We start from the raw sequence: 22,431 nt of genomic DNA, 5'->3' as shown, positions 1-22,431 counted from the left end.
TGTTATTCTTAAATCCCGTGATAGGGCCTATCTAAGGCCGTTTTCGCATAGCTACGAATTCACGGGGGACAGCCGAACATGGCGCGTTACGTTTTCATTACTGGTGGTGTTGTATCTTCGCTGGGCAAAGGCCTGGCGTCTGCGGCGCTTGGCGCGTTGTTACAGGCACGCGGGTTTTCTGTTCGATTGCGGAAATTGGATCCCTATCTGAACGTCGATCCCGGCACGATGTCGCCGTTTGAACATGGCGAAGTGTTTGTGACCGATGACGGGGCAGAAACCGATCTGGACCTGGGTCATTACGAACGGTTCACCGGGGTTGCGGCGCGCAACACTGATTCTGTCAGCTCCGGGCGGGTCTATTCCAGTGTGCTGGAAAAGGAACGGCGCGGCGATTATCTGGGCAAAACCATTCAGGTGGTGCCCCATGTCACCAACGAAATCAAAGATTTCCTCGCTGTTGGGGATGACGAAGTTGATTTCATGCTATGCGAAATTGGCGGTACGGTTGGCGATATCGAAGGTCTGCCCTTCTTTGAGGCCATCCGCCAGTTTGCCCATGGGCGACCGCGGGGCGAATGTATCTTTATGCACCTGACATTGCTGCCTTATCTGGCCGCATCCGGTGAATTGAAAACCAAGCCAACCCAGCATTCCGTCAAAGAATTGCAAAGCATCGGGATCGCGCCTGATGTGTTGGTTTGCCGGTCCGAACACCCTATTCCAGATCGCGAGCGCGAAAAAATCGCGCTGTTCTGTAACGTGCGCAAAGAGGCGGTTGTCGCGGCGTATGATCTGAAATCGATCTACGAAGCCCCGCTGGCCTATCGCGAACAAGGTCTGGATCAGGCCGTCTTGGATGCCTTTGGCATTTCCCCTGCCCCGCAACCGTCGATGGGCAAATGGCGCGACGTTCAGGACCGCACATTAAACACAGACGGCGAAGTCAAAGTGGCGATTGTCGGCAAATATATCCAACTGGAAGACGCCTACAAATCCATCAAAGAGGCCCTGACACATGGTGGCATGGCCAACCGGGTCCGCGTCAAAGTGGAATGGGTCGATGCCGAAGTATTCGACAGTGAAGACGCCGCCCCCTACCTAGAAGGCTATGATGCGATTCTGGTGCCCGGCGGATTTGGCGAACGCGGCACAGAAGGCAAAATCAAAGCCGCGCAATTCGCCCGCGAACGCAAAGTGCCTTATTTGGGTATTTGTTTGGGCATGCAAATGGCCGTTATCGAAGCGGCCCGTAACGTGGCCGGTCTGACCGCAGCCGGGTCCGAAGAGTTTGACCACGAAGCAGGCAAAAAACGGTTCGAACCTGTGGTATATCACCTAAAGGAATGGGTGCAGGGCAACGCCAAGGTACAGCGCAAAACCGACGATGACAAAGGCGGCACTATGCGTCTGGGCGCCTATGATGCGGTCCTGACCGAAGGGTCCAAAGTCGCCGAGATTTATGGCGGAACAGCCATCGAAGAACGCCATCGTCACCGCTATGAGGTCGACATCAAGTATCGCAAACAATTGGAAGAATGCGGTTTGCAATTCTCTGGCATGTCCCCGGATGGCCGGCTGCCAGAAATCGTCGAATGGAAGGATCACCCGTGGTTTATCGGCGTTCAATTCCACCCCGAGCTGAAATCTAAACCGTTCCTGCCGCATCCTTTGTTCGCCGATTTCGTGCGGGCCGCCGTTGATAATTCCCGGTTGGTTTAACAGGCTCGTCTCGCCAGATTTCATTCACCGAAAACCGGTGCAGAGATAATCTGCACCGGTTTTTTATTAGCGATCAACGCGGTAGCTGCCGCTGGAATTTGGCGGACCAACCCAATAGCTAAATTCCCCCGACGGGAAATCCACATCCAGAACTTCGCAATTGGCTGCTGCGCCAATCAATTGATCTGCTAAATAGCGTGACCCAACAGTACGGAAAAAACTCAAGTTGCGTTCCACCTGTTCATCATTGATGCGCAAAACCAGATCGTTTTTTAGGGCCCGGGTAAATTGCTGGGCTGCTGTGCCCCGTCCGCGCGTCGCAATCGCACCACATAGCATTACTTTCCCGTCAGAGTTAAACACGTCAAACCGGTAATGGGTAGTTGATCCGCTGCTCCAGCTGACCCCCAGATACGGCCAGTCGGCCTGTGCTACAACATCGTCCGCCGCAGCGGCATGAGGGCCCGCAATCATCGCCCCCATCAGACAAGCCAAAGAGAGCGGTCGGCTAAGAATACGCAAAGTCATCATCCTCACAGAAAAACATTTGAACGGGTAAAAACATCACCCAAATCAACTATGAGGGGATAGCCGCAGCCCAGCAACCTGTTTCACACAACAAGACACCGCAAAAATATTTTTCCCCGTTGAAACCCTGTGCGGCTTGTACCAGCATGACTTCAATTCCAAGGAGCTTTGCCATGTTTGAACGCCTGCTGTCCCATTTCAAATCCGACCCCTTGGTGACCCCGATGGCACCCGAGGATGCACAACATGCATTGGGGGCCTTGTTGGTCAGGATCGCAAAAGCCGACAAAGCCTATTTATTTCAAGAGATTGAACAGATTGACAAAATTCTGATGGATCGGTTCGATTTAAACCCGTTAGAGGCCGCGCGGATGCGGGCATCTTGTGAAAAACTAGAAACCGCCCTGCCCTCTACCAAAGACATGGCCGCGATCATAACCCGCGACGTATCAGAAGAAGACCGTGAAGCCATGGTGCGCGCGATGTGGGTCATTTCTGTTGCGGATGGGCAAAAACACAGCAGCGAAGAGGATGTGGTTGCGATGGCCAGCGAAGCCTTTGGTGTGGCACCAGAACGGGTCGCAGCTTTGTTGGCAGATGTGACTGGCTAGCTGAATTAACATATTGGCGCGCCCCGCTGGGATGCCTATATCAGACCTATGATATCAGAATTTTTCCGCCGTTTAACCGGGCAGGCCCCGGAACCGTTTCAAGACGTCGATGCACGTCTTGCTCTTGGGGCATTGTTGGTCCGTTTGGCCAAATCGGACGGCGAATATGCCGTCGCAGAAATCGCCCGGATCGACCGAATCCTGTCAGCGCGCTATGACTTGAACCAAGTTGAAGCCGCGCAATTGCGCGCCCAATGCGAAGCGATCGAACACGAAGCGCCAGACACCGTGCGGTTCACCCGCGCGATCAAAGACGCCGTGGCCTACGAGGATCGCGAAGCGGTGATCGAAGCCCTTTGGGAAGTGGTGCTGGCCGATGGTGTGCGTGATCACGACGAAGACGCGTTGATTCGCATGGTGGCACCGATGTTGGGCGTCAAAGACCAAGACAGCGCCCATGCCCGCCGCCGGGTCGAGGCCCGCAGCGCTTGATCGCCAGCCTGCCCATGTATGATGCGCCTGCCACCATTGGCGCGAATGATCGGCTTTGGGGGTTGATACGGGATGCGCTGCAGGCGACAGGGATCGCCGCGCCGTCTGCCCTGACCCGGTCAGGGGATATTTGGGACCATTGGATCAATCCTGAATTGGTGTTTTCCCAGACTTGCGGCCTGCCCTATCGCAGCAAACTGCATGATCAGGTCGCATTGGTTGGCGCCCCTGATTATGGGCTGCCACATGCAGAACCCGGGTATTATTATAGCGTTTTTGTCATGCGCCGCGGCAGTGAAACAGACCTGCCCGAAGATTGGGCCGATCTGAAATTTGCCTTTAATCAGGATCATTCGCAATCTGGCTGGGCCGCCCCGATCACCCATCTGGCCGATCAGAACGTGACACTGACCAACACTTATTTTTCCGGCGGTCACCGCAATTCAGCTGCTGACGTTGCCTTTGGCAAGGCAGATATTGCCAGTTTGGACGCGGTGACGTGGAACATGATCCAAGCTGAGAACGGGATCGCCACGCAACTCACCACGGTTGGACGCACGGCCGCGACCCCCGCCATGCCCTACATCACCGCCAAATCAAATGATGCCGCCCGCATCCGTCAGGCCGTGGGCGCGGCCCTTGATCAGCTTGCTGTTGAGGATCAAAAAATCCTGAACCTGTGGGGAATCGCTGATATCTCAATGGATCAGTTTTTAGACGTTCCAACCCCTGCAATGCTACAAACCGACTGAAATTAGGTCGTTTTGCCCGAATTTACCCTAGGTTAATGAACAGGGTGACGTTGCATTTGCCGGTAAAACAAGTCTTACTTCATGCCAAACAAGGATGGCTGCCAAACGTGACTAAAAACGTTATCGAGATTCGAAATCTTCACAAAAGCTATGGCTCACTAGAAGTGCTGAAAGGCGTCGATATTGTCGCGCCTGCCGGACATGTGGTGTCGTTGATCGGATCCTCTGGATCTGGAAAATCCACATTGCTGCGCTGCGCAAATTTGCTGGAAGACAGTCAAATGGGCGATGTGATGTTCAATGACGAACCTGTCACCTGGAAAGGCGAAGGCCTGGCCCGCCGCCCCGCGGACAAAGCCCAGATGATCCGCATCCGAACCAATCTATCGATGGTGTTTCAACAGTTTAACCTGTGGGCACACATGACCATCCTGCAAAACGTGATGGAAGCGCCGGTCACGGTCCTGAAACGGGACCCAAACGAAGTCGAAGCATCGGCGCGTAAATATCTGGATAAGGTGGGCATCGGCGATAAATGCGACGTTTACCCCGCACAATTGTCCGGCGGCCAGCAACAACGTGCCGCCATTGCGCGCGCGTTATGTATGGAACCGCAGGCGCTGTTGTTTGACGAACCGACCTCTGCGCTTGACCCCGAGCTGGAACAAGAGGTTGTCAAAGTTATCAAAGACTTGGCAACCGAAGGGCGTACGATGGTGATCGTCACCCATGATATGAAGCTGGCCGCGGATGTGTCAGATCATGTCGTGTTCCTGCACCAAGGAAAAATCGAAGAAGAAGGCGCGCCAAAGGACCTATTTGGCAATCCAAAAACCGAGAGGCTGCGGGGATTTCTGTCCCACACGGCCCACTAATTCATCAACGGGAGACACATGATGAAACTTTTACTGACGACTGCTGCGCTTGCGATCACCGCTGGTTTTGCCTTGGCTGACGGACATTCCGTCGTACGCATGGGCACCGAGGGCGCCTACCCTCCGTATAACTTTTTGAATGATAACGGCGAAGTGGACGGCTTTGAGCGCGAACTCGGTGACGAGCTGTGCGCGCGCGCAGAACTGACCTGTGAGTGGGTGACAAACGAATGGGACAGCATCATCCCGAACCTTGTATCGTCAAACTATGACACCATCATCGCGGGCATGTCTATCACCGACGAACGCGACGAAGTCATTGATTTCACTCAAAACTACATCCCGCCAGCATCCTCAGCATATGTGGCATTGTCTGCGGATGTTGATGTTACCGGTGGTGTTGTTGCCGCGCAGGCCGCAACCATTCAGGCCGCACATGTTGCTGAATCTGGTGCTGCATTGATCGAATTCGCCACCCCAGAAGAAACCGTCGCAGCCGTTCGTAACGGCGAAGCAGACGCAGTTTTTGCGGACAAAGATTATCTGGTTCCACTGGTCGAAGCCTCTGGCGGTGAGCTGACATTTGCAGCCGCTGACGTTCAGTTGGGCGGCGGCGTTGGCATGGGCCTGCGTGAATCCGACGCTGAGCTGAAAGAAAAGTTCGACGCTGCGATCACTTCGATGAAAGAAGACGGAACATTGAACGCCATGATCATCAAGTGGTTCGGCGAAGACGCCGCAACTTACTAAGTTAGAAATCGGCGCGGCGGGATCCCCCTGCCGCGCCTTAAAAATAGCGCGGCCATGTATTCATATTGCACCGATCCTGAAACGCTCACGGGCCTGACTTGGCTGTCGTGCTACCTGACCACAGGCAAGCACCTTGCCTTCTATTCGGCCTTTGGCACCGTGTTGCTGTTGCTGGCCATCACTGCGCCTTTGTCGATGGCCTTTGGCTTTGTTGGTGCAACATCTGCCCGGTCGCAATTCGCGCCACTCTCTTGGATCGGCAAGGCCTATATCGCGGTTGTTCGGGGCGTGCCTGACATCGCATTTTTTCTGTTTTTTGTGATCGCATTGGACCAAGGGTTTGAGTGGCTGCGCCATCAGGTGAAGTGCCCCGACTGGACCGATCCGATCCGCCAAGGCAGCGACTTTTTGGTCTGCGCCGAGGCAAAACTGCCCCTCTCAACCTCGCCACAATGGGTGCATGAAACCTATGGCTTCAGCCTTGCTGTTTTGACATTTGCCATTGTTTTCGGGGCTTTCGTCGCCAATGTTCTGTTTGGTGCCATGCGGGCCGTGCCTCGCGCTCAGGTCGAAACCGCCGAAGCCTATGGCATGTCGCATCGTCAATCTTTTTGGCGGATCATTGTGCCGCAAATGTGGGTTTATGCCCTGCCCGGCCTCAGCAATTTGTGGATGGTTTTGATCAAGGCCACCCCCCTGCTGTTCCTCTTGGGCGTCGAAGATATCGTGTATTGGGCGCGTGAATTGGGTGGCACCAAAACGCCGCAATTTACCGACTATCCGCATGGCGATTGGCGCATGTGGTATTTCCTCGCTTTGCTGGTGTTTTACCTCGCCTTTACCCGTGTTTCGGAAATCGTTTTGGACCGCATTATGCAACGTTTAACACGTGGCCAAGCCACCGCCGGTGGCGAAGCTCAGCGAAAGGCCGCAGCATGAGTTGTTGGGAAACAATCGCGGATTATGGCCTACGTTCATTGGGTCATGGCGAAAGGCTTTTGCCGCGTTCCGACTTTACATTGTGTCAGCAATTCACGCTGATCGGTTCTGGTCTGTTGTGGAACATTTATTTCGGCGTGCTGGCATTGGTCACGGGGTTTGCCCTGGCGACGGCTGTGGCGCTTGGCAAGGCATCGACCAATTGGTGGCTGCGTAAACCTGCGGAATGGTTCATCTTTTTGTTCCGCGGCTCGCCTTTGTTCATTCAGTTTTTCTTTGCCTATTTTGTGTTTCTATCCCTCAAAGGCCAATATGATTTCTTTGATCCATTCACCTCGGCTTGGTTGGGGGCGCTGATCGTTTTGTTCCTGAACACGGCCGCCTATTCCGGTGAAATCTTTTATGGGGCGCTGCAATCCATCCCCAAAGGCGACACCGAAGCTGCCGACGCCTATGGAATTACCGGCATGCCACGGTTTCGCCGGATCGTTTGGCCCACAATGCTGCGCCTTGCATGGCCAAGCTACACCAACGAAGCTATCTTCTTGTTCCACGCCACAACTTTGGTGTTTTTCTCAGGGTTTCCTGCACGTGGCCAACAGGGGGATGCGCTGTATTACGCGCGGTATTTTGCGGATAAAACGTTTAACCCGTTCATACCCTACCCGATTTTGGCCGGTTATTTCATCTTGTTGACGCTTGTCGTGATCGGGATTTTTGGGGTGATCAACCGGCGTCTGAACAGGCATCTGCCCGGCAATCAACGTACCAAGATGCGCATCCGACCCAATTTGATCCGCTAGGCTTGCATCATAAACGTTCTGGTTTTAGCCTGCGCTGAAATTTGATCAAATAGGCGATAACATGAAAATCGGCATCCTAATCACCGGGCATTTGCCTGATGAAATGAAACCTGATTATGGGACCTATGCCCCGATGTTTGAAACCCTGCTTGATGGGCAGGGATTCACGTTCCAAAGTTGGAGCGTCGTGGACATGCAATTCCCTACCGATGTTGACCAAGCGGATGGTTGGCTGATCACCGGATCACGACATGGCGCCTACGAAGAACACGCTTTCATCCCCCCACTAGAAGAGTTCATTCGCGCAGCTTATGCCGCGGATGTGCCAATGGTCGGTGTCTGTTTCGGGCATCAAATCATCGCGCAGGCCCTCGGTGGAAAAGTGATCAAATATCCCGAAGGCTGGGCTGTTGGACGCCAAGAATATGAATATGACGGCAAAAAAGTCTATTTGAATGCATGGCATCAGGACCAAGTAGTGACCCGCCCTGACGATGCGACTGTGCTTGCTGGGAATGACTTTTGTGAAAACGCTGTCCTCCTTTACGGAGAAAAGGCGTTTACCATTCAGCCCCACCCTGAATTTAAGGGCACATTTGTGAACGGGTTGCTGACCCATCGTGCAAATGGCATTGTTCCGCCTGACTTGATAAAAACCGCTCAGGACCATCTGGATGATCCAATCGATGACAATGCGGTTGCCCAATCCATCACGCGTTTTTTCAAAACACGACAGGTCAAATAGCGCCACTGTGACGCCCTTGGGCGTCGCTCATCCAGCCTGCCTTTGGCAGACCTTTTGGCCAATCCTCAGATCAGCCGCGGCGCTTCTAAATCTGGGTCAAATGGCTCAATCAGGGAGTCTCCGTCATCCTTCATGCCAAAACGCCTGACTTTGTGGGCGTCAAACCGCCCTGCCCAGCCGTCCCCTAATGTGGATTTCACCACGTCATCGGACGATGCATTGGCCATCCAAGGCGTGATTTCGCTTTCGCGCAACATGACCGGCATCCGGTTGTGGATCGATGCCAATGCGGGGTCTGGCGCACGTGTCAAAATCGCACAAGTCGCTGTTCCATCTTGCATTTTTTCCCACAACCCGGCCAAGAAAAACATCGGAGCATTCCCCTGCGGCGCAATCACCCAAGGTTGCTTTTCCTTGCCCAGCTTTTGCCATTCATAATATCCCCGCACCGGCAAAACGCACCGCCCTGTTTGCCAGGCCTGCTTAAACGTGCGGGTGTCATTTGCCTTTTCGATACGCGCATTGAACGTGGTGTATGACCAATCCTTGGGTGTGCCGTTAAAATAGTGCGGCACAAACCACCACCGGGCCGTGGTTGCCCGCAATCCCGTTTTTCCATTGATGGCGATGTTGACCGATTGCGTCGGCTTTACATTAAATCCAAGCGCAGCCGCAGGGGCGTCAGGGTCCATTTCTGTGATGTTCATTTCATCCAAAAAGGCCCGATGCCGGTCAAAATGCTCACTCCAGCTTTCTTCTCCTGCGATCAATCGCCCGCACATGTGGCCTCCTTGCCGCAAATGGCACTCAATTCAGGGCCACCCTAATCAGCCCTGCCCGTTTGTCATAGATATTTCACACCTCAAATGTTAGGATTATCCAAATTTAGTTTTTAGGAAACCTGAAAAGATGACCGCGATTCCGAATGTCTATGCCGCTGAACCGATCCCAGATTCCGCCATGCAAGAGGTCCAGCGCCTTTTAAGCACCGGTGATCTGTTCCGCTATACCGCAGCCGAGGATTCACCGGTTGCGTTGTTAGAACAGGAATATGCTGCGCTTTTGGGCAGTAAATATGCACTGGCCGTGTCGTCTTGTTCGGCGGCGCTTTTCCTGTCGCTCAAGGCATTGGATCTGCCCCGCGACGCCAAAGTGTTGATCCCTGCCTTCACATTTGCCGCGGTGCCGTCTTCGGTTGTTCATGCCGATTGCATTCCGGTGCTTTGTGAATGTCAGGACAATTACCGTATCGACATGGATGATTTCGCGGTCAAATTGCCAAATGTCGATGCGGTCATCATCAGCCATATGCGGGGCCACACGTCTGATATGGATGCGATCATGACGCTATGTGACGCGGCCAATATCCCCGTCATCGAAGACGCGGCCCATTCATTGGGCACCACTTGGCACGGCCGTAACATCGGAACACTTGGTAAAATCGGGTGCTTTAGCTTTCAGTCCTACAAACTGATCAATGCAGGCGAAGGTGGCATTCTGGTCACCGATGATGCCGATCTTGTGGCGCGTGCGATCATCATGTCCGGGGCCTATGAACATAATTGGCAAAAACACCCTGTGCTGCAGGATGCATTCGCCAAATGGCAAAACCAATTGCCGCTTTATAATTTGCGTCTGTCCAACCTTTCGGCGGCGATTGTGCGGCCTCAACTGGGCGAACTGGCCCGCCGCGTGACCGATGGGCGTCGCAATCATGATCACGTTGCCACGCAATTGAACGCTTCCCCATGGTTTAACGTTCCCGAAAAACTGGCCCCAGAGCTGCGCGCACCAGACAGTATTCAGTTTAATCTGGACGGCTTGAATGAGGTGCAGACACGTGAATTTGCCCGTATTTCAGCTGAAAAAGGCGTGAAAGTTCAAGTCTTTGGCCTGAGCAGCGATAATGCACGTGCGTTTTGGAATTGGCAGTTTTTGGGCGACACGCCTGATCTGCCTCAAACACGCGCAATGCTGAACAAAGCCTGCGATGTGCGGCTGCCTGCACGTCTGAGCCTTGCGGATTGTGATGCGGTTGCCAAATTGCTGGTTGAATCCGTGGCCCAAGTTATGGGCAATGCCATCGCGGCCTAATGGGCGTCAAAAACCCGCATCGTATCCCCCAACCACGGCAATCGTGCGCAAGTGGGGGTTACGATCAATTCCTGCAACATAGGCCGTAAATGGGCGGCCATCAGTGCCGGCATAGTTCCCATCACATCTGCGCGGGTGGTCAGTGAAATCGTCCGCGTCAACGGATCACCGGGCAGTTCAATGATGTCGATGGCGTCGCGAAACCGATGCGCCCGTTGCCATCCAAGCGGGGTCATGATCGCCCACCCTGCCCCTTCGGCAACCATCGCCAAAATCGCGTGATAGCTGTCCAGCTCAAACCGGCTGGTCAATCGAATGTTTTGGCGCGCCAAATGGGCGGTGATCAACCGTCCCATATAGTGGCGGTTTGTATATTGGATCAGCGGCATTTGTCTGAGTTGTTTCAAGACTTTATCACCTTTGATCACCCCTTTGGGGACGGCTGCAACAAAGGGTTCGACCATCAGGGGATGGATTTCCATGCCATCGGTGGCAACCCCCATATCCGCGGCAACGATCACATCCAATGCCCGTGTGTCCAACAAATCTGACAACCAATGCGACGCCCCTGTTTCCAACAGAAACTGCGCGCTTTTCATTTCTTCGGCCATCAATGACAGAATGCGGGGGGTTACGTCTGCGTCAAAATCCTCAACCATTCCCAACCGAAATCGCGTCAACCGACTTAGATCCGCTTGCGCCAATTCTGCCCGGGCCTGATCGGCTTCGTTTAGAATGGTATTTGCCCGCCGCAAAAACATTTCGCCCGCGGGTGTCATACTAACAGGGCGTTCAGATCGGTTTAACAATTGGGTCCCGATCGCGCCCTCTAGATTGCTAAGCTGTTGGGATACGGTCGCCGGAGAGGTGTTTAATCGCCGCGCCGCAGCAGAAATCGACGTCTCTTCTGCGGTGGCAACAAAAACTTCGATCCCCCACAGCGTCACCTTGCCGCCGCCAACTGACATGCTCTATTTCCCAAGTTTGGAAAGTTTGTCCTGCAATTCGCTCAGTTGCTTTTTGATGTCATCCAGCCCTTCTTCGGACGTTTGGGGATCAGGTTTTGGCGCTGGGGTGGATGCCCCGGTCATGCCCGGAATACCGCCCCCCGTCATGGCTTTGAAAAACGCTTCTTGTTGGGCGCGCATGGCTTCAAATCCAGGCAAGGATGCCATCGGATTCATCGACCCCATGTTTTCCATCATTTTTGATTGACCGGAATTCAGCATCTCAAAACTGGCAGCCAGGAATTGCGGCACCACGGATGACGCCTGTGACGTGTAGGACCGAACCAGATCGGTTAACACATCCACGGGCAGAACGCTTTCGCCGCGGCTTTCGTGTTCGGCGATGATTTGCAGCAGATATTGGCGTGTCAGATCGTCCCCGGACTTCAGATCAACGATCTGAACTTCGCGTCCGTCGCGAATGAATCCGGCGATATCTTCTAATGTGACATAGTCGCTGGTTTCAGTGTTATAGAGTCTGCGGCTCGCGTAACGTTTTATCAACAAAGGTTTATTTGTATCGACCACCCCAGCATCCTCCCTGCGATTTTGGCGCTGCAGAGAAGCCTACGCCGCAATAGCAAAAAAGAAAAGGGCGAGCTTTGCAGCTCGCCCCTCGGGCAGGATCGGACTATAAGGGAGGAGGCACAGCCGACCCTGAATTCCGATTACTTAGCAGCGGCTTTTTTCGCAGCAGCAGTCACTTCTGTTGTGGCTTTTTTCGCAGCAGCAGACACTTCTTCGGACAGGTCTTTGCCAGCAGCCATCATCAGTTCCAGAGTTTCTGTTTGAACTTTTTTGGCGATTTCTGCGAAAGCAGCCATGTTTTCAGCAGCGGATTCTGCAGTTGCGGATGCGAAATCAGTCATGGATTTTGCGTAATCTGCAGGATCTTCTTTGGCTTTGGACAGGTCAGCCATTTTGTCGATTGTTGCTTGTGTCCATTTCGAAGACAGCTCAGCAGATTTGTTTGCAGCTTCCAGAGCAACACCAGACATTTTTTCAGCCAATGTTGTTTGGTTTTTGAACGCGTCTTCCATTGCTTTTGTGTCAACGGGGAATGCGCCCAGCATGTCTTTCATAATCGCAGAGAAATCTTGTGTTTTAGTCGCAGCCATTTGTTCGGTCCTTTGAAAAGTGCGAGATAGGTTGCCCGCGTTTTGTCATTACCGAATATCTATATGCTGCACTGCAGAAAATCAAGTCTTTTTCTGCAGTGCAGCAAAAACTTTAGAATGATTAATTTTCAGGGGCTTAAACTTAGGGTTGTTCCCCTGGTTTCAACGTCACATAGGTCCCTGGCGCATCACATAATGCAGGATGGGTCGAATCGCCGGGCTGGCGTGCTGGTACTTGTTTGCCCGACTTAGATGACAACCACGTGTCCCAACGCGGCCACCAAGACCCCTGATGTTTCTCTGCCCCTTCTTGCCAATCTTCTGGCGACAGGTCCAAATCGACATTGGTGTAATGGCCGTATTTGTTTTTGCTGGGGGGGCTGACGATCCCGGCAATATGACCTGATTCAGCGAGGATAAAGGTCTTGTCCTTGGACCCCATTTTTTGAATTCCGCGATAAGAGCTTTTCCAAGCGGCGATATGGTCGGTTTCGCAGGCAATGGCACAGATCGGCACATCTACTTCGTCAATTTTGGCGATTGTCCCGGCGATTTCAAACCCTTCTGTGGCGAACCGATCACCCTGACACAGCCCACGCAGATATTCGATCGACATTTTCCCCGGCAGGTTGGTTCCATCCCCGTTCCAGAACAACAAATCAAAGGCCGGGGGCGCTTCGCCCATCATATAGCTTTTGATTGCGGGCGTATAAATCAGGTCGGTTGAGCGCAGATAGCTGAACGTCCGAGACATATAGAATTTGTCCAAAAACCCTGTTTTTGTGACTTCGGCCTCAATGCCATCGACAAAATCATCGTCCAGAAACACGCCAACTTCGCCCTGATCCGAAAAATCCGTCAAGGTGGTGAACAACGTTGCTGAATTGACGGATTTGTCTTTGCGCTGCTTTAGCACCGACAGCGTCATCGACAAAGTTGTTCCGGCGATGCAATAGCCAACCACGTTCACCTTTGGCACCTTGCAGATCGATTTGACCTCTTTGATTGCGGTCAGATAGCCGTCTTCGACATAGTCAGACATGCCGATATCCGCATAGCTGGCATCCGGATTGACCCAAGAGACGACAAACACCGTATGGCCCTGATCCACTGCCCATTTGATCAGGCTGTTTTTGGGTTTCAAATCCAGAATGTAAAACTTGTTGATCCAAGGTGGAAAAATAATCAGCGGGGTCTGATGCACCTTTTCCGTCGTTGGGGTGTATTGGATCAACTCAAACATATGGTTGCGAAAAACCACCGCCCCGGGGGTCGTGCCGATATTTTCGCCAACGGTAAATGCATCTTTGTCAGCCAGATTGACAATCAGCTCACCGTCATTTGCCTCCAGATCCGCCACTAGGTTTTCCAACCCTTTCACCAGGCTCTCACCATCGGTCGCGACGGCCTTTTCTAGGGCATCCGGATTGGTGGCCAAGAAATTGGCCGGGCTCATCATGTTGACGATCTGATCGCTGAAATATTCCAGCCGCGACCGCTCTTTTGGACTCAGACCTTCGCATGTTTGCACCGCATTTCTGATGGCATCAGAATTCAGCTGATATTGCTGCTTTACGAAGTTGAAATAGGGGTGCGTGTTCCACAATGGATTGGAAAAACGCCGGTCTTGTGGGGTGTCATTTTTCGGCTCCATCAAATGCCCAGACGCCATCGCGGCCTGTGCTTCGACGAAGTGTTTGACCGATTTTCCCCAGAATTCGACCTGAGTCTCCATTATTTTAACCGGATTCAGAATCATTTCTTGCCAATATGCACTGGCCGCTTTTGCGTATAATTCTTGGCTTGGGCCCTGCAATGAAGTTGGCACATTTCGCTTATGGGACAACACGTTAACTAATCGTTCACTCAGTTGTTCAACCCGTGCCAAATTGGCCTCTAGATTGGCCAAGTGGGGTGTCACTGCGTCATCGTCGTCATAATCTTTTATTGTCACAGCGGCTTCCTCACCTTACTTTGCACCTGCAGCAATCGCCCAAAAGCCAGCCTTGGGTCAATGCGACGAATCGAACGACCTAATATCTGGCAAGGGAATGATACATGAGATTTATGCTGACATACGATCTAATGGAGAGTTTGCGGACCACAAATCAGTGGTTGGGCGCGTCTGCTCATGCCTTTGCCTCTTATCCTGCGATGTCCCTGTTCCCAAATCCCGGTTTGGAAATGATGAAGGCCTGGGGTGAGGTGACCGAACGCAGCTTTGCCCGCATGGTCATAAAGCCTGACTGGGGCATCCCATCCTTTACCTGCGAAGATGGCAAAGATCATATTGTCACCCCGGAAATTGTCGTCGCCAAAGCGTTTGGCGATCTGATCCATTTCAAGGTGAATGGCCGCGCAGAACGCAAACGCCGGGTTCTGCTGGTCGCACCGATGTCAGGCCATTATGCCACGTTGCTGCGTAAAACGGTTCTGTCTCTGTTGCCCGATTGCGAAGTGTACATCACCGATTGGCACAATGCCCGCGACATTCCCGTGTCCGAAGGCAAATTTGACGTCGAAGATTACACGCTTTACCTCGTTGATTTCATGAAGGAACTGGGCAGTGACCTACATGTCATTGCCGTGTGCCAACCGGTTCCGCTAACCTTGGCTGCGACCGCCTATCTGGCCGAAGACGACCCCAAGGCCCAGCCAAAATCGCTCACCTTGATTGGGGGGCCAGTCGATCCCGAGGCCAACCATACCGACGTCACCGACTTTGGCCGGTCGGTCACAATGGGGCAGCTGGAACAGACGATGATCCAACAAGTTGGGTTCAAATATGCGGGCGTCGGACGCAAAGTCTATCCCGGCCTGCTACAGCTCAGCTCTTTTATGTCGATGAACAGCGAAATGCATTCCAAGGCGTTTTCAGACCAAATTATGCGTGTGGCCCGCGGTGAAGCCGGCGAACATGACAAACACAACGCGTTTTATGACGAATATCTGGCCGTGATGGACATGACGGCCGAATTCTACCTGTCAACGGTTGAACGCGTGTTCAAAGGCCGCGAAATCGCGCGCAACGCGTTTGTCGTGGATGGACGCCATGTGGATTTCAGCAAAATCACCACCGTCGCGGTGAAAACCGTCGAAGGCGAAGAAGACGACATTTCAGCGCCGGGGCAATGCCGCGCCGCGCTGGACCTGTTGACTGCGCTGCCAAATGACAAAAAGGCATGGCACGTCGAGCCGGGCGCGGGTCATTACGGTATCTTTGCGGGTCGATCATGGCGCGATAATATCCGCCCCTTGGTGTTGGATTTCATCGATGCCAATGCAGGTAATCTGCCGCCCAAGCCTGAGACGAAACAGGCCCCCAAAGCCAAAACACGCAAGCCAGCGGCCAAAGTTGCGAACCGTGCCAAGCCAGCCAATAAGAACGCTGCTGCAAAGTAATTTTTGCCACGTTCGGTCAAATTTACCTAAAATCGCGCCCATCACCCGGCGCGATTTTTCGTTTAAACAGAACACTTTATCGGTTTCGTTTCGCGTAAATTAGCGCAACACCAGTGGCTGCCGCATCCAAGTGCGCAAGGCGGCATTAGTCGCATCTGGCGCCTCAAGTTGGGGCACATGCCCTGCCCCGTCAATCACCTGAAGCCGCGCATAAGGGATCAATTCAGCAACAAATTCATGTCGTTTGATCGGGGTGACCTGATCTTCGGCGCCACACATAACCAACGTCGGCATGCGCAATTGGCGCAACGTTGCCTGTTGGTCCCGCCGTTTTTGCAGCACACGCGTTTGGCGCACATAAAGTTCTGGCCCCAAATCCATGCCCATTTCAATCAATCCTTGGTGCACATGCACTTTGGCGGGGCCCTCGGCCAGTCCCATCGCGTTCACATCTTGGGTTAGCGCGTCTTGCAACCGTCCGGCGCGGGCTTTGATGATTTGCTCGTCCCGCATCACCGCAACAGGGGGAGTGTCCGCCAGTGGAGTGCAATTCATCAGGGCCAGCCGGGTGATCCGGTCCGGGGCCCGACGCGCCAATTCCATCGCAACCACACCGCCCATATCATGCCCACAAAGCGCAAATTTGGCCGGGGCCGCTGTCAAAATCGCCGATGCAATTTCTTCGATCCGTTCACCTTGGGTCAACGGAATAATGGTGACTGCATGATCCAAGGACAGATCGACAATTTGGGGCAAAAATACCCGCGCGTCACACATCATACCTGCCAGCAGAACCAAGGGTTCGCTCATGCCCCACCTCTGATTTTTGCGCGTCTTAAGCAACGCGTTGATTTCCGTCCCCCTTGATCCCACGCGCATCGATCCTGAGCAAGGGCGTTATGCCGTCACCGGTTCAATCCCGCCTAATCTGGCAGTCGCAAACCACCAAAAGCTGGGAAATCACGATATCGGTTCTGGCGTTGTTCCAGTGGCTCGTCGGGGGTTTGTCCGCGACGCAACAACGTGCCACGCGGCGCGACATAGCTGGAAATTTTGCGCCAAGGCTGCGGACGCCAAGAAATATTAAAGGCGGCCAGTTTGGGAAAAAACCACATTTCCGAATAAGGGATATGATCATGAATCCACCATGCCAAATCCCGCCAATCACGCCCTGCCTGATAGTGATCGACAAACCATGGGATCACGATGGATGCGCCTGCAACACGTTGATTTCCTGTGTTAATGTCCCAGATATGGCATTCCTCGGGATAGGTGTTTCGCGCGCAGTTCAATTTGTTTTCATTGCCAAACTGATTGACAGATGGCGACCGATATCCAGACCGCACCGCCACCCGGCCAAACGTTTCCTGAAGCGGGTCCAATATCTGTTGACACAAGGCAGACCCGGTTTCGATCGCCAAATCCGGATTTTCGGGGATGTTCTGCATCTGATGAAAATTGGCAATTTCTGAATACAGAAATTCACGCATATAAAAATAGCGCGACAGGCGGACCCGGCCAAGCGTTTCAAGGCTCCACATGGATTGAGGACGCCGCATTTTACACGTTTTCCTGCGCCCAGCGGATCATCACATCCGCGGTCGATGCCGTTTGCGAAGGTGAAAACACATCCCCTGCGATGATATGCGCATTCGCATCATCCCCAGCGCCCAATGTGACGATATGTTCACGCACATCCCCCCCCCAAGCCGCCATGACCCGTTTTATATCCGACGGATTCACCACGCGATCCTCGGCGCAATAGACAAACAAGGCTGGGGCCTGAATGGTCGCCGGATCCCCGGCACGGGCGGCCCGAACCGTCTCGGCCATCGTGAACACGGCTTGGGTTGGATAATCTGTGGTCCAATAGGCCGAATGCGCATCTGATATCGGGTCAAAATGCCGATTGAACCCCGAAATCCAAGGCCCCCATTGACGCGCCCCCGGCAAATCCAGCACCCATTGCAACACGCGATGTCGCATTCCAAAATTCGCCGAAACGTGGATATAGCCATCCACCTGAGCGCCCTGCACCCCGGCAATGGTCATCAACGTGCAGCCCGTCGAGCAGCCCATCACGATCACTTTGCGTCCCAATGCGGCGCAGATTTCTATCGCCTCTTTTGTATCGGCGATCCAATCCTCTAAACGCGCCGCGCCCAAGGCAATACCGTTTTGCCCATGCCCCGTAAGGCGGGCGTAAAACAGATTGGCCCCCATCGCGTTTGCCACCAGATCAGGGACGGGGCGGATTTCTTCGGGCGAGGCGGAAAACCCGTGCAGATACACCAGCGCGACATCCGTTTGCGCGCCCTTTTCCCCGGCCCAGATGATACGTTTTTCACAGCCCGGGCGCAGATTGGGCACCTGATGTTCAGCGACTGCGATTTGGGCGGCCAGTTCGGTTAAATCACTTGTGGTCTGCATGTTCTTCACTCCTGCCCTTGCTGGACGATACACCAAAAACCGCGACCGCAAAGGGGCCAAACCCTCATTGGTCGATCACTGACAGCCCTGAAATGCCTGCACGCGATAGGTATAAAGCAGGCTTGTGCCACCTCTGCGTTCAACATGCTGTTCGGGCGTTGTAAGAGCAACAGAATCATCCGCTTTTGGCGCGGAACGTTCCCGTTCAATGATCACTCCGGGCAAATCACATAGGCCCGCAGGGAAATCTCCACGAAACAGATACCGTTCCGGTTCCACTAGCGACCAGACTGGCACATCCGGAAATTCCCACGCCAAACGCCCGGTTAACCCATATTGCGACGTCGCAATCCATTGGGCATTGGTGGCGTCCATTGCGGTTGATATATCCTCAACCGTTTGATCCCAGCCGCGAATTTGGTTTGGCGGGGAATGGCTGGTGAACAAAGGTGTGCCGGGTTTAAAGGCCAACCCTATGATCACAACGGCAAACACCGCAGAGATGCCCAAAATGATGCGTTGCAATGATTTCCGCAGCCCAGCCATGCCCATCGCGGCCCAGATCGCAAAGACCGGATGCAACGGGATCAGCCAGTTTGCTGCCACATCGTGTTGGGTGGAATGCCACAGCAAATAGGCCAGCACTGGCAGGCTGGTCCAGCCCAACAGGCCGGGTGTTTTGGCCGCGCCTTTGATGGCAAAGAATGTCATAACCGGCGAAAAAACCACCGCTGTGATCAATAAAAACTGAACCGGCAAAAGCGCATCAAACGTCGCCGCGGAAATGCGACCAAACTGGCGTTCTAATCCAACCCAATCATTGGCGGCGTTCCACATAACCAAAGGTGCGATCACCAGAAAAGCGGTCAAAATCGCCAGCCACGGGCCTTTGCTGCGGGCGGATAACCGCCCCTGAGCCGAGGCCCCAAGCCATACCAATATGCCAACACAAAGGAATAAATTGGTGAACTTTGACTGGATGCCAAGCCCGGCAAAAGCCCCCGCCAGCACCCACCAACCCACGCGATCCGACCGCACCGCATGCGCCATCCCCCATAATGTAGCGACCCAAAACAATGCCGATGGCGCATCAGGCGTGGCAAAGTTGGACAAGGCCAATGTCAGCAATGACAGGTTATAGGCCAGTGCCGCTTTTGTTGCTGTGGCGTCTGAAAGGGATAATGTTTTGGCCAAATGCCATGTCAGCGGGGTGATGATCGTGAAACACGCAACATGAAACAACCGCACCCCAAATGCTGTTGTTCCAAACATCATTTCACCCGCGCGGATCAACCAAGCAACCATCGGCGGATGATCATAATACCCCCATGACGGCGCGCTGGCCCACAGGGCGTAATAGGTTTCGTCTTCGATCAACGGCAGGAAACCGGCCACGCATAAATGCACGCCCCCAAAAATGAGCGTGATCAAAACAATCGGAGCGGGTGCCGTGAAAAGACGTGTCATATCGGCGGCTTGCCACCTCTGATGGGTTCTGTCAAATCCGTGCCCTTGTCAGATTGGATAAACCGCGCCATGAAGGCGCATCTAATGTGACCCACCAATTGCAATTCACCAAAGGCCCGGCCCGTTTTGACCCAAGCCCTCATCCCTGAGCTGACCATCGTTATTCCGACTTTCAACGAGAAAGCCAATATTCGCCCCATGGTCGCCCTGCTGGATGACGCGCTGCAAGACGTGGCATGGGATGTGGTGTTTGTGGATGATGACAGCCCCGATGGCACCGCCGCCGAAGTGCGCGCCTTGGGCCGAGAAGATGGACGCGTACGTGTTTTGCACCGGATTGGGCGGCGTGGCCTGGCGGGGGCCTGTATCGAAGGCATTCTGTCCTCTGTTGCGCCTGTCTGTGCGGTGATCGACGCGGATTTGCAGCATGATGAAACCAAACTGCCTGAAATGCTGGCGCGGTTGCGGGACAACCCGGATTTGGACATCGTGATTGGATCGCGCAACGTCGAAGACGGATCCGCGGGCACCGGATTAACATCGGTCCGCAAATGGGGGTCTGATCAGGCAACCACGCTGGCACAACGTATGTTGCGCATCACGGCCAGCGATCCGATGAGCGGCTTTTTCATGGTGCGGCGCACATCCTTCAACCAAGTTGTGCTGGAGCTGCAATCGGCCGGGTTCAAAATTTTGGCCGATATGCTGTCAGCCGCGCGCGGACGCTGGAATGTCTCTGAAATTGGCTACACCTTTCGCGAACGCCAGCACGGCGAAAGTAAAATGGACGCGGCCGTCACGCTGGAATTTCTGGGGCTTTTGCTGGCGCGGATCACCGGTGGCGTTTTGTCGATCCGGTTCATTCTGTTTGGCATGGTCGGTGTGTCGGGCATTTTTGTGCAGCTGATCATGGTCAAACTGATGTTGATGCTGGGTTTTGGGTTTTCGGTTGCCCAGACCTTGGGTGTGTTTAGCGCCATGACCACCAATTTTCTGGCCAATAACCTGCTGACCTATCGGGATCGATCCCTCAAAGGGCCCGAATTTTTGCGTGGTCTGCTTAGCTTTTATGCGGTCTGTGCGATTGGCGCTTTGGCGAATGTGGGGGTTGCGACCATTACCTACACAGCCATTCCGGCATGGGCGTTTGCCAGCGCGGTTGGCGCCATTGTCGGCGCATTGTGGAACTTTGTTGCATCGTCCCGCGTGACGTGGAAATCCCGCTAAGCGGGTTTCATCACGTCCAAAACCGCCTGTTCGATCAGCGTCAGACATTCGGCTGTTGAAAACCGATGATCTGCATCCCGCACCAATGTCAGGTGCATATCCGGCCCGGTTGCATGGTCCAGCAATTTCAGCGCCGTTTCCCGGCTGACGGCACTGTCATTGGTGCCCTGTAAAAACCGCACTGGAAAAGGCAGGTTTAGCGGCGCGCGCAGCACCAGATGTTTGCGCCCGTCATCAATCATTTTCTGCGTGACAATATAGGGATCCATATAATCAGACGGCAATTCAATCTGGCCATTGCTGGCCAAATCCGCCTTTTGCGCATCTGTGAAGCTGGCCCAATACCCATCCTCGGTAAAATCAGCGGCCGCGGCAATCGTGACCATACCGGCGATCCGTTCTGGGCGCGCGCGCGCCAATAACAGCGCCTGCCAGCCCCCCATGGATGACCCCACGGGAACAATCGGACCATCGGTCAGCATGTCGATTACGGCCAGCGTGTCTTGGTGCCAGTCCGCGATTGACCCGGATTCAAATGTTTCAGAACTTTCGCCATGGCCGGAATAGTCAAACCGCAAAAACGCGCGGTTTTGGGATTTGCACCACTCTTCCAGATGGACAGCTTTGGTGCCCATCATGTCGGATTTCAGCCCGCCCAGAAACACCACAACCGGCCCCTGCCCGTCGGTTTTGTGATAGGCAATCCGGCGATTGTTTGGGGTGGTTAAATAGGATGTCATTGCGGCGATCTCAGCTTTGTTTGATTTTGCTATACAAACCTGAAATCACTGCCAACGGCAACTCGGTTACTGCAGCTCAGCGACCCCACGTCCTGAGACATCGATGGTTTGTGATCCCACGCTTGCTTCGCCAATATATCCAACGTCCAGAAGTTCCCCGTTCGGACCAAGAAAATCGCCACTCGCAACAAGATCATATGAAATCGTGCCCCCGGACGCATCGCGCAATGTGCCCCCCAGTTCACCGCGGGTCACCCCATCGAGGCCCAGAACCATCACTTCACCGCTGCCACGCAAAGAACCGTCATAATATTCGCCGTTTTCATCAATGAAATTATCGGCCCGGCTTGAGGTGTCGTTCGATCCAAAATTTACATCCACGTGCAAATCCCCGACAACCAACGGAATTTCACCATTTCCGGCGGCGGTTTGGTTCGCATCAACAAGGGCAATATAGCCTTCGTAATTCGCGCTACCTGTCGTCGGCAGATCCGCCTCGAGGGTGTAATCTGACCCGTTTGCTGTAGCAGACAGGTCAATTGCCGTATCTACACGATCATCAAATGCGGCAACGTTTGGCTCTGGAAATTGAAATGAATTCGAGCTGTTACATGCAGAGACTGAGGTTAAAACTGCACAAATAACGATGCCACGAGAAATTGATTGAATTGAAAGTTCCATAAATACACCCTGACTCGTTATTTAATCCATTGAGCTACCCGGATGAGT

The 22,431-nt window shown here is 53.6% G+C and carries 24 protein-coding genes; 12 read left to right on the top strand and 12 right to left on the bottom strand.

Annotated features, from left to right (window positions below; translation table 11 throughout):
- Positions 1–78: 78 nt before the first annotated feature.
- Positions 79–1,722: a CTP synthase gene (locus AB1F12_RS06205; protein ID WP_368187371.1), complete on the top strand. Its 1,644-nt coding sequence runs from the start codon at positions 79–81 to the stop codon at positions 1,720–1,722.
- Positions 1,723–1,788: 66 nt separating this feature from the next.
- On the opposite strand, the gene AB1F12_RS06200 is transcribed toward AB1F12_RS06205, so the two are convergent.
- Complete coding sequence (locus AB1F12_RS06200) at positions 1,789–2,244, bottom strand: hypothetical protein (protein ID WP_368187369.1); 456 nt, start codon at positions 2,242–2,244, stop codon at positions 1,789–1,791.
- Between the two features lie 179 nt (positions 2,245–2,423).
- On the opposite strand from AB1F12_RS06200, the gene AB1F12_RS06195 reads away from it, so the two are divergent.
- The 8 genes from AB1F12_RS06195 (at position 2,424) to AB1F12_RS06160 (ending at position 8,217) form a co-directional block, all read left to right on the top strand.
- Positions 2,424–2,861 (top strand): TerB family tellurite resistance protein, encoded by a 438-nt coding sequence (locus tag AB1F12_RS06195; RefSeq protein WP_368187367.1) that lies wholly within the window; start codon positions 2,424–2,426, stop codon positions 2,859–2,861.
- A gap of 48 nt (positions 2,862–2,909) precedes the next feature.
- Positions 2,910–3,353, top strand: coding sequence for a TerB family tellurite resistance protein (locus tag AB1F12_RS06190; protein WP_368187365.1), 444 nt, complete (start codon positions 2,910–2,912; stop codon positions 3,351–3,353).
- On the top strand, positions 3,350–4,105 hold the full coding sequence (locus tag AB1F12_RS06185) for a phosphate/phosphite/phosphonate ABC transporter substrate-binding protein (RefSeq protein WP_368187364.1): 756 nt from the start codon (positions 3,350–3,352) through the stop codon (positions 4,103–4,105). Before AB1F12_RS06190 ends, AB1F12_RS06185 begins: the two co-directional genes overlap by 4 nt.
- A gap of 107 nt (positions 4,106–4,212) precedes the next feature.
- Positions 4,213–4,980, top strand: a complete 768-nt coding sequence (locus tag AB1F12_RS06180; protein WP_368187363.1) for an ABC transporter ATP-binding protein — start codon at positions 4,213–4,215, stop codon at positions 4,978–4,980.
- An 18-nt stretch (positions 4,981–4,998) separates the two neighbouring features.
- A complete protein-coding gene (locus tag AB1F12_RS06175) occupies positions 4,999–5,730 on the top strand; it encodes a transporter substrate-binding domain-containing protein (protein WP_368187362.1) in 732 nt (243 codons plus the stop codon).
- A gap of 54 nt (positions 5,731–5,784) precedes the next feature.
- A complete protein-coding gene (locus AB1F12_RS06170; RefSeq protein ID WP_368187360.1) occupies positions 5,785–6,669 on the top strand; it encodes an ABC transporter permease in 885 nt (294 codons plus the stop codon).
- Entirely contained in the window at positions 6,666–7,472 is an 807-nt protein-coding gene (locus AB1F12_RS06165) for an ABC transporter permease (protein ID WP_368187359.1), read from the top strand. The genes AB1F12_RS06170 and AB1F12_RS06165 overlap by 4 nt, the downstream gene beginning before the upstream one ends.
- Before the next feature lie 61 nt (positions 7,473–7,533).
- On the top strand, positions 7,534–8,217 hold the full coding sequence (locus AB1F12_RS06160; RefSeq protein WP_368187357.1) for a type 1 glutamine amidotransferase: 684 nt from the start codon (positions 7,534–7,536) through the stop codon (positions 8,215–8,217).
- A gap of 65 nt (positions 8,218–8,282) precedes the next feature.
- On the opposite strand, the gene AB1F12_RS06155 is transcribed toward AB1F12_RS06160, so the two are convergent.
- Positions 8,283–8,999, bottom strand: coding sequence for an SOS response-associated peptidase (locus tag AB1F12_RS06155; protein WP_368187355.1), 717 nt, complete (start codon positions 8,997–8,999; stop codon positions 8,283–8,285).
- Positions 9,000–9,126: 127 nt separating this feature from the next.
- Here AB1F12_RS06155 and AB1F12_RS06150 point away from each other — a divergent pair, with 127 nt between their 5' ends.
- Entirely contained in the window at positions 9,127–10,311 is a 1,185-nt protein-coding gene (locus AB1F12_RS06150) for a DegT/DnrJ/EryC1/StrS family aminotransferase (protein WP_368187353.1), read from the top strand.
- Here the strand turns inward: AB1F12_RS06150 and AB1F12_RS06145 are convergent.
- The 4 genes from AB1F12_RS06145 to AB1F12_RS06130 all read right to left on the bottom strand — a co-directional run bounded on the left by AB1F12_RS06145 (position 10,308) and on the right by AB1F12_RS06130 (position 14,390).
- Complete coding sequence (locus AB1F12_RS06145; RefSeq protein WP_368187351.1) at positions 10,308–11,279, bottom strand: LysR family transcriptional regulator; 972 nt, start codon at positions 11,277–11,279, stop codon at positions 10,308–10,310. The genes AB1F12_RS06150 and AB1F12_RS06145 overlap by 4 nt on opposite strands.
- Before the next feature lie 3 nt (positions 11,280–11,282).
- Positions 11,283–11,846: a polyhydroxyalkanoate synthesis repressor PhaR gene (gene phaR / locus AB1F12_RS06140; RefSeq protein ID WP_368187349.1), complete on the bottom strand. Its 564-nt coding sequence runs from the start codon at positions 11,844–11,846 to the stop codon at positions 11,283–11,285.
- A 140-nt stretch (positions 11,847–11,986) separates the two neighbouring features.
- Positions 11,987–12,436, bottom strand: coding sequence for a phasin family protein (locus tag AB1F12_RS06135; protein ID WP_368187347.1), 450 nt, complete (start codon positions 12,434–12,436; stop codon positions 11,987–11,989).
- A gap of 142 nt (positions 12,437–12,578) precedes the next feature.
- The gene (locus AB1F12_RS06130; RefSeq protein WP_368187346.1) at positions 12,579–14,390 is read right to left on the bottom strand and encodes a PHA/PHB synthase family protein; all 1,812 of its coding nucleotides are present in this window, start codon (positions 14,388–14,390) and stop codon (positions 12,579–12,581) included.
- 104 nt (positions 14,391–14,494) lie between these two features.
- Between AB1F12_RS06130 and phaZ the strand changes: the two genes are divergently transcribed.
- Positions 14,495–15,838 (top strand): polyhydroxyalkanoate depolymerase, encoded by a 1,344-nt coding sequence (phaZ, locus tag AB1F12_RS06125; RefSeq protein ID WP_368187344.1) that lies wholly within the window; start codon positions 14,495–14,497, stop codon positions 15,836–15,838.
- 99 nt (positions 15,839–15,937) lie between these two features.
- Here phaZ and AB1F12_RS06120 read toward each other — a convergent pair whose 3' ends face one another.
- The 4 genes from AB1F12_RS06120 to AB1F12_RS06105 form a co-directional block, all read right to left on the bottom strand.
- Positions 15,938–16,648, bottom strand: a complete 711-nt coding sequence (locus tag AB1F12_RS06120) for an alpha/beta fold hydrolase (protein WP_368187342.1) — start codon at positions 16,646–16,648, stop codon at positions 15,938–15,940.
- 113 nt (positions 16,649–16,761) lie between these two features.
- Complete coding sequence (locus tag AB1F12_RS06115) at positions 16,762–17,379, bottom strand: hypothetical protein (protein WP_368188294.1); 618 nt, start codon at positions 17,377–17,379, stop codon at positions 16,762–16,764.
- 19 nt (positions 17,380–17,398) lie between these two features.
- Positions 17,399–18,268: an alpha/beta hydrolase gene (locus tag AB1F12_RS06110; RefSeq protein ID WP_368187340.1), complete on the bottom strand. Its 870-nt coding sequence runs from the start codon at positions 18,266–18,268 to the stop codon at positions 17,399–17,401.
- Positions 18,269–18,343: 75 nt separating this feature from the next.
- On the bottom strand, positions 18,344–19,735 hold the full coding sequence (locus AB1F12_RS06105; RefSeq protein ID WP_368187338.1) for an ArnT family glycosyltransferase: 1,392 nt from the start codon (positions 19,733–19,735) through the stop codon (positions 18,344–18,346).
- Positions 19,736–19,861: 126 nt separating this feature from the next.
- Between AB1F12_RS06105 and AB1F12_RS06100 the strand changes: the two genes are divergently transcribed.
- A complete protein-coding gene (locus tag AB1F12_RS06100; protein WP_368187337.1) occupies positions 19,862–20,962 on the top strand; it encodes a glycosyltransferase in 1,101 nt (366 codons plus the stop codon).
- Here AB1F12_RS06100 and AB1F12_RS06095 read toward each other — a convergent pair.
- On the bottom strand, positions 20,959–21,702 hold the full coding sequence (locus AB1F12_RS06095; protein ID WP_368187335.1) for an alpha/beta fold hydrolase: 744 nt from the start codon (positions 21,700–21,702) through the stop codon (positions 20,959–20,961). The genes AB1F12_RS06100 and AB1F12_RS06095 overlap by 4 nt on opposite strands.
- Before the next feature lie 66 nt (positions 21,703–21,768).
- The gene (locus AB1F12_RS06090) at positions 21,769–22,383 is read right to left on the bottom strand and encodes a hypothetical protein (protein WP_368187333.1); all 615 of its coding nucleotides are present in this window, start codon (positions 22,381–22,383) and stop codon (positions 21,769–21,771) included.
- Positions 22,384–22,431: the final 48 nt, after the last annotated feature.

Origin of the sequence: Aestuariibius sp. HNIBRBA575, assembly GCF_040932005.1 — a bacterium.
Taxonomy (GTDB): domain Bacteria; phylum Pseudomonadota; class Alphaproteobacteria; order Rhodobacterales; family Rhodobacteraceae; genus CANLNM01.
The sequence above is the reverse complement of the archived record's forward strand: the minus strand, read 5'-3'. Positions and strand labels throughout refer to the sequence as shown.

What these genes read in the sequence shown, in the direction of transcription:
- AB1F12_RS06115 (WP_368188294.1), bottom strand. Translation starts at nt 17,379, where the DNA reads ATGTGGAGCCTTGAAACGCTTGGCCGGGTCCGCCTGTCGCGCTATTTT.
- AB1F12_RS06205 (WP_368187371.1), top strand. Translation starts at nt 79, where the DNA reads ATGGCGCGTTACGTTTTCATTACTGGTGGTGTTGTATCTTCGCTGGGC.
- AB1F12_RS06155 (WP_368187355.1), bottom strand. Translation starts at nt 8,999, where the DNA reads ATGTGCGGGCGATTGATCGCAGGAGAAGAAAGCTGGAGTGAGCATTTT.
- AB1F12_RS06135 (WP_368187347.1), bottom strand. Translation starts at nt 12,436, where the DNA reads ATGGCTGCGACTAAAACACAAGATTTCTCTGCGATTATGAAAGACATG.
- AB1F12_RS06195 (WP_368187367.1), top strand. Translation starts at nt 2,424, where the DNA reads ATGTTTGAACGCCTGCTGTCCCATTTCAAATCCGACCCCTTGGTGACC.
- AB1F12_RS06090 (WP_368187333.1), bottom strand. Translation starts at nt 22,383, where the DNA reads ATGGAACTTTCAATTCAATCAATTTCTCGTGGCATCGTTATTTGTGCA.
- AB1F12_RS06175 (WP_368187362.1), top strand. Translation starts at nt 4,999, where the DNA reads ATGATGAAACTTTTACTGACGACTGCTGCGCTTGCGATCACCGCTGGT.
- AB1F12_RS06160 (WP_368187357.1), top strand. Translation starts at nt 7,534, where the DNA reads ATGAAAATCGGCATCCTAATCACCGGGCATTTGCCTGATGAAATGAAA.
- AB1F12_RS06190 (WP_368187365.1), top strand. Translation starts at nt 2,910, where the DNA reads ATGATATCAGAATTTTTCCGCCGTTTAACCGGGCAGGCCCCGGAACCG.
- phaZ (WP_368187344.1), top strand. Translation starts at nt 14,495, where the DNA reads ATGAGATTTATGCTGACATACGATCTAATGGAGAGTTTGCGGACCACA.
- AB1F12_RS06105 (WP_368187338.1), bottom strand. Translation starts at nt 19,735, where the DNA reads ATGACACGTCTTTTCACGGCACCCGCTCCGATTGTTTTGATCACGCTC.
- AB1F12_RS06120 (WP_368187342.1), bottom strand. Translation starts at nt 16,648, where the DNA reads ATGAGCGAACCCTTGGTTCTGCTGGCAGGTATGATGTGTGACGCGCGG.
- AB1F12_RS06145 (WP_368187351.1), bottom strand. Translation starts at nt 11,279, where the DNA reads ATGTCAGTTGGCGGCGGCAAGGTGACGCTGTGGGGGATCGAAGTTTTT.
- AB1F12_RS06170 (WP_368187360.1), top strand. Translation starts at nt 5,785, where the DNA reads ATGTATTCATATTGCACCGATCCTGAAACGCTCACGGGCCTGACTTGG.
- AB1F12_RS06095 (WP_368187335.1), bottom strand. Translation starts at nt 21,702, where the DNA reads ATGACATCCTATTTAACCACCCCAAACAATCGCCGGATTGCCTATCAC.
- AB1F12_RS06150 (WP_368187353.1), top strand. Translation starts at nt 9,127, where the DNA reads ATGACCGCGATTCCGAATGTCTATGCCGCTGAACCGATCCCAGATTCC.
- AB1F12_RS06110 (WP_368187340.1), bottom strand. Translation starts at nt 18,268, where the DNA reads ATGCAGACCACAAGTGATTTAACCGAACTGGCCGCCCAAATCGCAGTC.
- AB1F12_RS06165 (WP_368187359.1), top strand. Translation starts at nt 6,666, where the DNA reads ATGAGTTGTTGGGAAACAATCGCGGATTATGGCCTACGTTCATTGGGT.